Below are 12,749 nucleotides of genomic sequence, written 5' to 3'. Positions count from 1 at the left end.
CCCCTTCGTTTGGCGCAATAATATTGACAACAATTCCGACAAGTGCTAAATTAATTAATGAGGGACGCACTATTAGGATTGTGGAGTGACTAATATCGCTTTTGGACAGATTAGCGTTTTATCGTGGAAGGCGGGATTCCTCTGAAAATGCGCCGCGCAGGATCCACCGCGGCCGGACGGCACCAGAGCATTGGCCTATCGGCTGGCATTATTTTTGTAGCCACACTGATCAGCCGACTCAGCGGCTTTATCCGAGAAATCGTGATGGCCGCCTATTTTGGAACCTCAGCCGCCAACGATGCCTGGCTCATGGCTTCGGTTCTGCCCAACTTGTTGTTCAGCACGATAAATGGGGCCATTTCCGTCACCCTCGTTCCCCTCATGACCCAAGGGGATGCGCAGTTGTCCAAACGTTCTGTGCAAAATTTTGTCAATGAAGTCTTTACGGCTATTGTCATTTTGGCAGCCTTTTTAATCGTCGTCGGCGAGCTGTTTGCGCCCACCATTATGCATATTGTAGCGCCAGGATTTCATCACCACGAGTTGGCGCTGACAATTTCCATGACACGCATCATGATTCCCACCATTTTGTTTTGGGGATTATCGGGGTTAGTCGTTGGTATTTTGCAAGAACGCGAGCAATTTTTTTATCCGGCCGTGTCTCCGGTCGCGATTAATATCGTCCGTATCCTCACGATTATCGTCCTCGGCCACTATTTCGGAATTCAAGGCGTTGCTATGGGGTTTTTGATTGCGGTTGTCTCCCAGCTTGCCATTACCCTCCCCGCGTTAAGCAAGACGGGGCTGCACTTGCATTTCCGTTGGCACTTCAGTCATCCCCTCTTACGAAAAATGATTCGCATGTCAGGGCCCTTTTTTCTGACCAGTTCGGTCGGTACCATTGGCGTGATTGTTGATCGCGTCTTGGCATCATCCCTGCGCACTGGCAGTCTTGCCGCCTTAAACTATTCATATGTCTTGGTTCAAATTCCCGTAGGTCTCGTCATTTCGTCCCTGACGACGCCGATTTATACGCGTTTAGCCCAACACCAGAGCCAACACGATCAATTGACCTACCAAAAGCTGGCGATGCGTGGTTTTCGGCTGGTCGTGCTGCTCATCGTCCCCATTACCATTTGGTTTATGATCTTGTCCGTTCCCATCTTACGCCTCATTTACCAGCATGGCGCTTTCTCCAATTACTCAACCCGCATTACCTCCGGCACTCTATTATTTTGGTCTGTCGGCTTACCGGGTTTTGGCTTATCGTTTTATCTGCAAAAGCTCTTTTTTGCCACGCAAGATACGAAAAGCCCGGCCCGTTTTAGCATCATCACGATTCTGTTCAACATTGTAGGGGACTTAATTCTCGTGCGTTTCATGCAAGCAGACGGTCTCGCCTTAGCGACGGGGCTCGCGGCTTGGCTCAATACGACCTTATTAACTATCCGGGCTCTCAATCCTGCACATAACAGCAGCCTACACTTTCGACCTTTTGCGGTGAAAACTCTCATCGCCGCCGCCGTGACCGCCCTTGCGGTATACGGCGCCCGCCACCTCTTCGCTTTAGATGCCATCCACGGCTTGATTCCCCTAACGTTAGGGCTTGTCGGGACGGTCAGCACATCCTTGTTGGTCTATCTCCTCATGTTAACCGTGTTCCGCTTTCCCGAGATTCGCGAGCTCGTGGCCCGTTTTAGAAAAATTCGTCGCAAATCCCCATCCTCTCTGGCTTGATCTACCAAATTTCTTCCTTTTTTGTATGTTACAATGGCTGTAAAGAGAGGTGACGGTCATGGCCATCAAACAGCTGATCGAGGCTCCTCTTGTTGTGGTAACCAACCGGGAGCCCTACATCGATGAACGCGTTGCCGGTGGAATACGCACAATACAAACCGCGGGAGGAGTGGTCTCTGCCCTTGACCCGTTACTGCAAGAAATAGGCGGAAACTGGGTTGCGTGGGGATCGGGCAATGCAGTCGTGAGACCGGGCGCATTGATTGGCAAGGACGTAGTGTCCATGTCAAATCCTTTCCTATTTCGGTTGATGTCAACGCCATTGAAGCGATGGTGGAAAGCCCACGAATTCGGCGTTGGGTCCGAGGTATTCGTCGCCACGTAGACCGTCGTGATCAAATTTTAGGGATTTCTGTCGATCGCGCCGATTACACGAAAGGTCTTTTACCGCGTTTAGACGCCATGAAGGAATTTTACACGTTGTATCCGCAATACCGCGAACACGTCACGTATCTTCAAATTGTTGTCCCCTCGCGGACGGAGGTGGCTGAATATCGGCGCTTCTACGAGCAGGTAGAAAAGAAAACGCAGGAAGTCAACCAACGGTTTGCGACGAACGGATGGAAACCCATCATTACATTGCCCCACAGTCTCGATCGCCCTCGTCTCATGGGGCTCTTCCGTGCCGCGGATTTTGCGGTTGTGAGTTCTTTGGTCGACGGTATGAACCTTGTCGCGAAAGAGTTTGTGGCCGCACAAGTTGACAAACGCGGGGTCTTGCTATTAAGTGAAACCACCGGGGCCGCCAATGAACTAGAACACGAATCCTTCCCCATCAATCCCTTAGACCCGGAGGGTTTTGCCAATACCCTGCATGAAGCTTTGAGTATTTCGGCAGACGAACGGGCGGATCGTATTTCAGCCATGCGTAAGCACCTCGAAGAACACACCATCTATGATTGGATGGCCGATATTTTTCTCACATTAAAGATGGCTGCGCAATCTTATGTCTAAACCGCTCTTTTCCGAGTTCACGTTGCATCGTCTCGTTTGTGATCGCCATATTCAAAGCTGTGTGTGGTTCATGGATATCGATGGCACCTTGTTAGATCTCGCTCCGAGCCCGGACCGGGTCCATGTCCCAGAGTCTTTGCTATGGGCTCTGGGGCAAATCGCACAATCACCTCAGCACCGGATTGCATTAATTAGCGGCCGGGCGCTCTCTGACATCCAACAGCGTTTTGCGCCACTGCCGCTGATCTTCAGCGGCAACCATGGCGCCGAGTATCAGGCCGGCCCAGAGCATTGGACGCATGAGAATGTCCAAGCCTTTGGCCGCCACCATGATGCGATCGCAAAAGCTTTGGCCCCTTTGCGCCAAGAGTTTTCAGGATTGCTTATTGAAGACAAAACCTATTCCTTTAGCGTCCACTACCGACAAGTGGCAGCGGCCGAAGGCCCTGCCGTTGCCCGCCGTGTGCGTGACGCCATGACGGGCATCGAGGCTATTGAGATCGTACCAGCTAAATTGTGTTGGGAGATTCGCCCTAAGCCCGGCCCAACGAAAGCGGATGCCGTTCACGTCTTGTGGCAACGGGTGCAGGCGATCCTGCCCTCCCCAACCCTAGCTGTCGTCATAGGAGACGACCGTACGGACGAAGACGCCTTTGCCGCGCTCCCGTCAGCCGTGACTATCCATGTTGGGGACGGCCCTACAACCGCCCAGTGGACCCTGCCCTCGCCTGCCGCAGTACGCGCTTTGCTCCAACACACAGCGCAGCACCTTACGACCTTTTTTTCGTGCTGAATTCCTGACGGATATAGGCAATGAGGGGCAAGAGCGGCTCAACGCGATTGAATGAAGGCACCAGATAGACACCCTGAATAACCGATTCGAGATCGTCAAGCAATGCACAGGCCATGTCAATCCCTAGCGCTGTCCCATCTTGGACATGTTCGAACTGTGCTAAAATCTCTGTGCCAATGGTAATCCCCGGCACCTCATTGTGCAAATACAATGCTTGACGATAGGATACCAAGGGCATAACGCCTAATAACAGGGGGACCGGCAAGGGACCAAAACGGTCCAAAAATCTCTCCAGTTGTTCTTTGGCATAAATGGGTTGAGACATAATAAATCCCGCGCCGGCTTCTAGTTTTTGCTGTAAGCGAAGCACTTCATGGTCGAGGTCCTCGGCCGTCGGATTCACCCCGACTCCGATATCAAACGCCGTATGGCCACCAATTTTCTGTCCCGACGCATCTTGCCCTTGATTAAAGCCTGCCAGCACCTTCACGAGGCCAATAGAATTGATGTCGTACACAGCGGTCGCATGGGCGTAGTCACCGATGCCCGGCGGATCGCCGGTGAGCGCCAGTACATTGCGAATGCCTAAGGCATGGGCCCCGAGCAAATCACTTTGTAGTCCCATCAGATTGCGATCACGAGTGGTAAAATGCAAAATAGTTTCGACCGGTAGCTGTTCTGCAATCAACCGCGCCGTTGCAAGCGCGCTGAGTCGCACCCGTGCCATGGGACTATCACCAATATTAATGGCGTCCGCGCCGGCTTCCCATACGGTGCGCGCGGCTTCCAGCACCCGGTGGGGATTGACGCCCCGAGGCGGGTCGAGTTCCACGCTCACAACAAAACGCTTGCCAAAAAGTTGCCTTATGCCTTCAGGAGCGCCTTCACCCCCCATTGTTTCATTAGCGGCATGTTCGTCCTCAACGTTCCACGTCCGGACCTGGGGCAAAACAGGCATATGCTGCAGTGTTTGAGCAATGGCTTGGATGTGCGCCGCTGTCGTCCCGCAACACCCGCCAATCACTCGACACCCAGCTTCCGCGAGGGCTGGGGCCATGGTCGCCACATAATGTGGACTGGCCGGATAATGGACATGATTGGCCACCATCGCGGGCTGCCCTGCATTAGGAAAGGCGGCTAACGGAATCTGCAAATCTTTGGCCCGTGGCGCCATTCGAATCACGGCATCCAGCAACGGAGCCGGTCCACTTCCGCAGTTGGCACCCACCAACTGAGGAGGACCGCCTGGTAATTGGCCCATCGCTTCAATGGCCTGTTCGGGCGTAAGCCCGTAACGCGTCGCCCCTTCCGGTGAAAACGCAAAACTCACAATAATCGGCAAGAGGCTTTCCTCGCGAATGGCTTCTACCGCGGCTAATACCGTGGGAATATCAGACATCGTCTCCACAATAAAGCCATCGACTCCACCAGCTAACAGTCCCGCGACCACCGGGCGATAATAGTCCACGGCCTCTTCATGCGTAAGGCTCTCCATAACCGGCGAGGCGACAGGTTGTGCCAAAGGTCCTATCGATCCAACAATCCACGCGGGTTCGCCAAAGATATCGCGCGCGTGTCGCGCAATTTGCGCTGCGCGGCGGTGCAATAAGACAACGTCGGCTTCGAGCCCCAGTGCCGCCAGTTTGCTCCCATTGGCGGAAAAGGTTTGGGTCTCTAACAACCGTGCTCCGGCCTCGAGATATTGGAGATGGAGATTCATTAACGTGTCAGGCTGTCTTAGCGGCACGAGAGGAAGAGCAGCGGGGTCGATCCCCGCCGCCATAAGCGCCGTGCCTGATGCTCCGTCCCCTATAATCCACGTCGGGTCCCTTAAAGCATCCGCTAACGATTTCACTCGAGGCCTTCCTCTTCCCGCACTGCTTGAACCGCTTGCGCCATTACGCGCAATTTCTCTGTCGCCTCGTCCCATGTACGCGTCTTTAATCCGCAGTCCGGGTCAATCAGCAAATTGTTGAGGGGAACAATTTCAAGTGCCCGCCGAATTCCCGCCTTAACCTCATCGACGGATTCAATGCGGTGCGTGTGCACGTCCACCACGCCTAATGCCAATTCTTTGTTTTGGGGCCAAGGATGGCGCGCCAAAAGGTCGAGCAATGCATAATTCTGATTAGCGGCTTCGAGGTCGAGCTGGTCCACCGGAAGCTCAAATAATCCCGGCAAAATGGTATCAAAATCCCCGTAACAAATATGACTGATGGTCTTCGCCGTCAATCCTTCTGTGACAATCGCCATGGCTTCAATAGCCAAATCCAATTCTTCGGGCCTCGTCGATAACGCGGGTTCATCAATTTGGATATAACGAGCGCCCGCTTTTTCTAATGCCACCGCCTCCTCGTGCACCAGATGAGCTAAATCCAGCACGAGTCCTTCCAACGCTAGGAGCTTCTGGTACGCTTCTTGAACGAACGCTGTGGGCCAACGATCCGCATAGCGCGCCAGCGCCGGCTCATCCCACTGCACCTCAACAATACCCGTATCAGCGAGGTGACGGACGGTCAACCGCATGACATCAACCAAGTCACTTAATAGCGTTTCCTCATTGTGGTAATTTTTGTCTTCCACCATAGATAAAAAGGTAAAGAGGCCCGGAAGGACAATTGTCACGGGAATACGAGATAAAGAGGCCGCTTCGCGACTCCATGCCGCTAGCGTTCCCCCTTGATATTGTAGGCGACCTGTGACGACCGGATGACGTACGTAAAAGTTGTTGTCAAACAGCCGCAGTAGACCCGCACTGTACACATTATCCAAGTCCCGAACGACGGGATCAAAGAGATCGTACCAGCGGATCTGGCCATCTGTGGTCCTATCACACTGTGCATCAGCGGCTAAGTCCACGACCCGTTTTACAACACTTTCATAGGTCGAGTACAGTTGCTCCGGCGAGATTTGCCCTTTTTCGAAACGTTGAATAGCAGTCCGGACACTCGGCCCCGGACCCGCCGGAATTTTCGGATAAGACCCCATAATCGTTGTCTTCATTATATAATTTCTCCCCTGTTCTGATCTCACCGGCATCAAAGTCGTTGAGGAAATGAAGCTGGACGCGTGGCGTGGACCAGACAGAGCCCGGCACATCCAACCATAAAAAAACGCCTACTTAGAGAAGAGGCGTTAGCTCTTCTCATCTTAAAGAATACGAATCCGTATTCTTCCGGAATTGGCACCCACCCTATGGGGGTTGCCGGGTTTCATCGGGCCAGTCCCTCCACCACTCTGGATAAGAAGTAAATCTTATTGAATTGTAAGCAAAATACCATGGCGTCGCGAAATGGTCAAGAGACATTGCATAAAATAATATAATTGCCATTTTTTGGTATGGATGATAGAGTATCCATAGGAGGTGGCACCATGTCGTCATCGGGCTCGTCTTTATCCAAAGAACGGCGCCACAGCGTGCTGGATTCCGACTCTAAACCAGCTCGCCGCCGCCATGTGTTCCGTTGGTTCGTCGTCATTGTTGCCGTTCTCGGCTCTGTCTTGTTATGGCAGTTGAATTTTTTCATCCACACCTTAGGGGATGCCCAGCGCAGTCTCGAGTCATGGCAAGGAGTCCGCGCCATATTAGGCTCCTTTTTAACCTTTGCTGCTATGCAAATCAGCCACACGGCCTTGACCTTGTGGCATCACGTCTTCCATTAAGCGACTCCCGCTGCCCTTAATGCGGCGGGAGCTCTTGCTCTCCTTCCCCTACCTCTCGCCCATTCTTTCTATACAAAAATCCTCCGTCTAGGAGTTTCGTGCCTTGCACACAGCCCCATCTTCGCTGAAAATAGGAGTGATGATTGCGGGACTACCTGTCCACAATACTTAGGCCATGCGCATTAGTGAACCGACAGCGCAGGAGAAAGAAGGCGTGCCACATGGATGATAATGCGGGAATGTCTTTTGAGATTCTCGCGGCTGGACTGGAGGATGTCCGCCATGACGTCCCAATGCTTATGACCGTCTTGGCGCATAAGCTGGAGGCGTCGTTGCCCGAAAACGTGCGGGTGGTTCGTCAGTCGGGCCTCTTCTCCAAAACGTCATCCATTAAGTCGATCACCCTAACCTTTGACAATGTACGCTACCAACTTAGTGCCAAGGGCGGTCAACTGCTTCCCGAACGGCAAAAGATCGTGCACGACGTCGTATTAAAGACGGACCGTATTCCCTTAGACGCCTGGCTACGTGACGTGCTCAATTATTTATTGGAAGAAAGCCGTCGCCATGAAAATGCCCGTGATATTTTGGATCGTTTTCTCACTTCTTGATCGGCTGATATTGCCCCAGAAAGGACGATTTTTGTGCATCATATGAGGAGCCCTCAGTGGCATCCTGAAACTCTTGCTGCTCACTGCGGCGTCGGACAAGATCTCGCATATGGATCTGTTAGCACCCCGATTTATCAAACGGTGACGTATCAGCATCCGGGTGAGAACCTTGGCCAATACGACTATAGCCGGACCGAAAACCCAACCCGCCACAGCGCGCAAGAGGCTATCAACCGTCTTGATGGAGGTGCTGGCGCTCTTTTATATGGAAGCGGCATGGCTGCTCTCACGGCTTTGGTGCACATGCTCCACCAAGGCGATCATGTGATTGTCACTGACGATGCCTATGGGGGGACCTATCGCTTATTGGTAGATGTTTTTGCAAAATTTGGCATTCGCTCCTCGATGGTTAACACGCGCCAACTCGATGCGGTCGAGCGCGCCTTTACGGACACGACGCGTCTTGTTATTGCGGAAAGCCCTAGTAACCCCTTATTGCAAGTCAGTCCATTACGAGCTCTTGCGGAAATGGCCCATGCCCATGGTGCCAAATTGGCTATTGATAATACGTTTATGACCGCGGTTCGCCAGCGGCCTTTAGACTTAGGGGCCGTCGGCATTGAACATGTGGATGATCTCATGGCCGACTTAGACCAAGCGCTCAACTCCCTATCCTAGATGCGTCAAAGGAGTCTATGATGCCACACAAACAGACGGAGTTTATTCACACCGGCCAGGAGATTGACCCTGCCACCCAGGCGGTTACGCCTCCCATTTATCGTGCCACCACCTATCACCAAGCCGATCCCTGGAATCCCCCAACGTATGATTACGCGCGTTCGGGCAATCCAACCCGGCATGCTTTTGAAGCGGCCATGGCAAGCCTTGAGCACGGGAGCCGCGGTATGGCTTTTTCCTCGGGCATGGCCGCTTTGACGGCGGCTTTCATGCTGTTTTCTCAAGGCGATCATCTCCTCGTCACGCGAGACTGCCAAGGAGGCACACAGCGCGTCTTACGCGGCGTATTCAGCCGATTTGGCATTCATGCGAGCTATGTCGATACCGAAGACCTTAACGCCCTAGAAGCCGCATTAACGCCAAAGACCAAAGCCATTTTAGTGGAAAACTTTAGTAATCCGTTCCTACATGTGACAGATATCGCTCGGGTCTCGACATGGGCGCACGGTCATGGCTTATTGGTTTTGGTCGACAATACGTTTATTACGCCGTACCTACAAAATCCTTTAGACCTTGGCGCCGACATTGTCATTCACTCGGCAACCAAGATGATTGGTGGGCACTCCGACATCACCGCGGGCGTTGCCGTCACCAAAGATGAGGATTTAGGACGACAGCTGTACTTCATCCAAAATGCGTGTGGCGCTATCTTGTCTCCGGACGATGCATACATGAGCCTGCGTGGCCTGCATACATTACCCGTACGCATGGAGCAAGCGCAAAAGACAGCCCAATTACTGGCCCAATTTCTCTTGACCCATCAAGATGTTCACACGGTCTATTACCCTGGACTACCCAGTCATCCCGGACATGATGTAGCCCGAGATACCATGCGCGGTTTCGGGCAAATGCTCACGATTCGTCTGCATCATGCCGAACAGGTTCCTGGTATGGCGGAACATCTCGCCTTGGCTCGCGTAGGCGCAGGTTTTGGGGGCACAGAAACCATTGTATCTCTGCCCGAACTGCATTGCCACGCCGCTTTAACGCCAGAAGAACGCACCGAGCGGCACATCACACCCGATGTTGTACGCATTTCCGTCGGACTCGAGTCAGCGGCGGACTTGATTCAGGATTTTCAACAAGCTTTGACGGCTTCCCGTCTTTAATCCTGTGAGAGGGGACCTCCTTCTTAGGACGGTCCCTAACCAGGCGTTTAGGCCGAATTTTTGCATCGTCCTCGAGAATTGAATTGCTCTCCTCTAAGAGATTTCCGTTCCATCGGTCCTACTCAAACCTAACTAAACAGGTTCAAAGCTGACTTCCGGCTTCGCTGAGGCCGATTTCACCGCCGTCTTGCGATGGCGCTCAGAGCCTTCTGGACCTAACGGCAAAGATCGCAACTTCCGCTTCTGCCCGGGTTCGGAATTTCGTCAGGTCAATGAGGGCTGCCGTAACGTTCCCCTGACGCGGTCAACACCGCCCGAATCCGTTCGACCCGCCGGGCCCGAACTTGCGCTGGAGCACTGGGAGGGCGATGGCGCCACGCCTAAGACCCGCTTCGCGAAACGTCGAGGATTTGGCACCTCTGCGTGATGGAGACGGGGAAACGGTGTGCATGAATGAACGGAACGATGACTTCCGATCGTTGGTGACCAGGCGCAGCGCTTGGTCTTCCGCTTTCAGATGCTTCCCGACAAAGGGTTCGACCGGGTCGGCTTTGTAGGCGGCAATCCCCCCATACAACGTGTTGCTGGGAATGCCCAGTTCGCGCGCCACTTTTTTGTCGGGTCAACACGCGTTGAACCGCTTGTTCTTTAAACGCGCGATCCTATGGATTGGCCATCGGATTCACCTCAATTGAGCATTATTGTATCATCTTGTCTCAATACGAGGTGTCCACAATTTAGACTAACATCCACATCGTGACACGGCAGAATCCGCCCGGTCTCGAGCACCAATCGGCACGACACGGGCGTGACGTCACCTTCTCTGTCGCGGAATCGGGCGGCCCTTATCACGATACCTTCTGTTTCTTCACAAATTCAACCCCAAGTACACTGCATCCCGCTCTTCCCGACGAATCCCAATGTAGGCCAGCGTGGTGCCCGGACTGCTGAGGTTCAAAATCTGCTGAATAATAGCGAGATCCACCCCGGAGCGAAACGCCCAGTACCCGAACGATATCTTGTCCAGTATTTTAGAAACTGATCTTCTTGCGCTGTGGCATTTCGAACAGAGTTTTCTGCAGGCGGTGAGACTAGCCCATCCGCTGGATGGGCGATATACTTATTTTGAGCGGGCTCTTGTGCCCCGATCGGCCTCCTCCCGGCGTGCCACGTCTGCGATCTGCCGCCTCTTTGCGCGAGCAGAACCGGAAGGAGGTGGTGCTGATGAGTCTCCACCTGACCGCACCCGTGGCCTTGGCCCTTGTTGGGTTGATGGGACGCTGGCTGTTTCGGCGTCGCAAAAAGTAATCCGCGCGGGAGAGCAGCCCGGCGGATTACGATGAGTCTCTAGCTCTTTGTTTATCGATCGCAGACGTGGAGCTCTGCACGGTGCCGGTCACCCACCCGGGTGCCGTGCATCTTTCTATCATGTTTAGAATACTTCGTTTTCATACGTTCTGCAACGGGCAACGCAGGTTTAGTCTAGGCCGTTACAATCGAAGGATACGGCAAGGACGTCCGCTTCTTGCCCACACCCCTACGATGCACCGGGGATGCGTAAACTTCACCCCTCGCGGGCGGCCTTTATCACGATCCGTTTGGAGTCTCATAAATTCAATCCCAAATAGACCGCATACCCATGATGATCACCTCATTCTATTAGATGAGCATCATCGAGTTCGTGGTGTCCATGGAATAGACTAACATCCACCCGTCGGCGAACCAGCACGACCGTCCTTGTGCCCCCACTTTCCAGAGCGAGTCGCAGCCGCGCCTATGTGTTACGTTGGGCAATCGGGGTGTGCAACGGACCAACCCCCTATAATTGGTCGGCGGATTTACTTGTCTTATGGTCTTATGGCCCGAAATTCAAGGAATCGTTGCCGAATGCCATTAACATTTCGTCGCATGCGGGTCTTAGGCCAAAAGGCCTCCATTCCTTATGCCATAAGCAAGGCCTCACTAAATCACATGACCAAAATGCTCGCGGTCACACGGGCTCCGGAAATCGGAGTCAATGCCATTGCTCCAAGTCTAGTGGACACGCCCATGACGCACGCTTGGCAAGAAGTCCATGACTTGTGGCGTGCCAAGTCCCCTATGCAACGGGGTGCGTCCCCCATGGAAATTGCTGAAATCGCTCTCATGCTGGCCAATTCCACCTATCTTACGCGCGAGGTCGTCAGGGGAGATGGCGGATTAAACCTTACGTAGGCGACCTTGTGTTCTCACGAGGCCATATCTTTGATATAGTCCAAAATGAACCAGCAATCCCATGATGATTGTGTAGAAAAGAAAGGAGGCACGAGGGTGAAAATCTTTCCGGTACATTTTAAATCCGGGGGACAAGAGATCCGAGGACTCGGATATGGTCCTGAAGACGGAGTCCCTGCACCTTTTCGGGCTATTGTCATCCACGGCTATAGCTCCTCGAAACACCTCATGGACCCCGTATCGACCGCTTTGGCCAAAGCGGGGTATCCTGTCGTGTCAATTGACCTTCCAGGCCATAAGTTGGGTGCCAGCGGCGGATCGTTGATCAGCTTTGATATGGCCGTGCAAGCGGCACTCGACGCGCATCGGCAGCTGACCTCCCCCGCACCTCCCGTGTATATTGGTCACAGCATGGGCGCTGCAGCCGCATTGGTGGCGGGCAGCTTGGACCCTGCCGCGGTCGGAGTGGCAAGTTTAGGATTAGGATATCCCGTCACGGTCATGCGCCCTAATCCCGAAGTGATCCAATATTATTTAGAACGATGGGCATGGGTTGACGGCGCCAGTCCCGTCGAAGTCGGACTCGCCATGGACAAAGCTTTGCCTCAAGCTCTAGAGAAATTAGCCACCCGTCCCTTTTTGCTGGTCAGTGGAAGCCGCGACAAGGAGCTTCCCCCCTCAAGCGCAGCCCAGCTCTTTGCCATGGCTCATGGTCCCAAAACGCATAATACCGTGGATGCCGACCACTCCGGCATCCCGCTCCTCGCCGCCCCGTTCGTGGTGGAGTGGCTTAATGCTGTTCAATCCTCAAAGGCCTCATCCTAAGCCAACAGGTCGAAGGCTGCATGCGACATCCTTCGACCTGTTGAC

Annotated in this window: 12 protein-coding genes and 1 riboswitch; of the genes, 10 read left to right on the top strand and 2 right to left on the bottom strand. The window is 53.4% G+C overall.

Going from position 1 to position 12,749, the window contains the following annotated elements; translation table 11 throughout:
* Positions 1-147: 147 nt before the first annotated feature.
* The 3 genes from murJ to otsB all read left to right on the top strand — a co-directional run bounded on the left by murJ (position 148) and on the right by otsB (position 3,544).
* Positions 148-1,737 (top strand): murein biosynthesis integral membrane protein MurJ, encoded by a 1,590-nt coding sequence (gene murJ / locus ORD20_RS07725; protein ID WP_103376881.1) that lies wholly within the window; start codon positions 148-150, stop codon positions 1,735-1,737.
* A 222-nt stretch (positions 1,738-1,959) separates the two neighbouring features.
* Positions 1,960-2,751, top strand: a complete 792-nt coding sequence (locus tag ORD20_RS07720; protein WP_430626658.1) for an alpha,alpha-trehalose-phosphate synthase (UDP-forming) — start codon at positions 1,960-1,962, stop codon at positions 2,749-2,751.
* Positions 2,744-3,544: a trehalose-phosphatase gene (gene otsB / locus ORD20_RS07715; protein WP_103376883.1), complete on the top strand. Its 801-nt coding sequence runs from the start codon at positions 2,744-2,746 to the stop codon at positions 3,542-3,544. The genes ORD20_RS07720 and otsB overlap by 8 nt, the downstream gene beginning before the upstream one ends.
* Here the strand turns inward: otsB and ORD20_RS07710 are convergent.
* Both ORD20_RS07710 and ORD20_RS07705 read right to left on the bottom strand, forming a co-directional pair.
* The gene (locus tag ORD20_RS07710) at positions 3,522-5,399 is read right to left on the bottom strand and encodes a bifunctional homocysteine S-methyltransferase/methylenetetrahydrofolate reductase (protein ID WP_103376884.1); all 1,878 of its coding nucleotides are present in this window, start codon (positions 5,397-5,399) and stop codon (positions 3,522-3,524) included. The genes otsB and ORD20_RS07710 overlap by 23 nt on opposite strands.
* A complete protein-coding gene (locus ORD20_RS07705; RefSeq protein WP_430626657.1) occupies positions 5,396-6,547 on the bottom strand; it encodes a hypothetical protein in 1,152 nt (383 codons plus the stop codon). Before ORD20_RS07705 ends, ORD20_RS07710 begins: the two co-directional genes overlap by 4 nt.
* A gap of 139 nt (positions 6,548-6,686) precedes the next feature.
* Positions 6,687-6,792: riboswitch (SAM riboswitch) on the bottom strand.
* Positions 6,793-6,916: 124 nt separating this feature from the next.
* Between ORD20_RS07705 and ORD20_RS07700 the strand changes: the two genes are divergently transcribed.
* The 7 genes from ORD20_RS07700 (at position 6,917) to ORD20_RS07670 (ending at position 12,704) form a co-directional block, all read left to right on the top strand.
* Positions 6,917-7,207 carry a hypothetical protein gene (locus ORD20_RS07700; protein ID WP_103376887.1) on the top strand — a complete coding sequence of 97 codons (291 nt, stop codon included), beginning with the start codon at positions 6,917-6,919 and terminating at the stop codon, positions 7,205-7,207.
* A 221-nt stretch (positions 7,208-7,428) separates the two neighbouring features.
* Positions 7,429-7,818: a hypothetical protein gene (locus ORD20_RS07695; RefSeq protein WP_103376888.1), complete on the top strand. Its 390-nt coding sequence runs from the start codon at positions 7,429-7,431 to the stop codon at positions 7,816-7,818.
* Between the two features lie 42 nt (positions 7,819-7,860).
* Entirely contained in the window at positions 7,861-8,496 is a 636-nt protein-coding gene (locus ORD20_RS07690; RefSeq protein WP_430626694.1) for an aminotransferase class I/II-fold pyridoxal phosphate-dependent enzyme, read from the top strand.
* A 17-nt stretch (positions 8,497-8,513) separates the two neighbouring features.
* A complete protein-coding gene (locus tag ORD20_RS07685; RefSeq protein ID WP_103376889.1) occupies positions 8,514-9,665 on the top strand; it encodes a trans-sulfuration enzyme family protein in 1,152 nt (383 codons plus the stop codon).
* A 1,218-nt stretch (positions 9,666-10,883) separates the two neighbouring features.
* Positions 10,884-10,973, top strand: coding sequence for an MYXO-CTERM sorting domain-containing protein (locus ORD20_RS07680; RefSeq protein WP_304465930.1), 90 nt, complete (start codon positions 10,884-10,886; stop codon positions 10,971-10,973).
* 579 nt (positions 10,974-11,552) lie between these two features.
* Complete coding sequence (locus ORD20_RS07675) at positions 11,553-11,879, top strand: SDR family oxidoreductase (RefSeq protein WP_207654699.1); 327 nt, start codon at positions 11,553-11,555, stop codon at positions 11,877-11,879.
* Between the two features lie 96 nt (positions 11,880-11,975).
* Positions 11,976-12,704, top strand: a complete 729-nt coding sequence (locus tag ORD20_RS07670; RefSeq protein WP_158246401.1) for an alpha/beta hydrolase — start codon at positions 11,976-11,978, stop codon at positions 12,702-12,704.
* Positions 12,705-12,749: the final 45 nt, after the last annotated feature.

It is taken from the genome of Sulfobacillus thermotolerans, assembly GCF_039623705.1.
GTDB classification, from domain to species: Bacteria; Bacillota; Sulfobacillia; order Sulfobacillales; family Sulfobacillaceae; genus Sulfobacillus; species Sulfobacillus thermotolerans.
The sequence above is the reverse complement of the archived record's forward strand: the minus strand, read 5'-3'. Positions and strand labels throughout refer to the sequence as shown.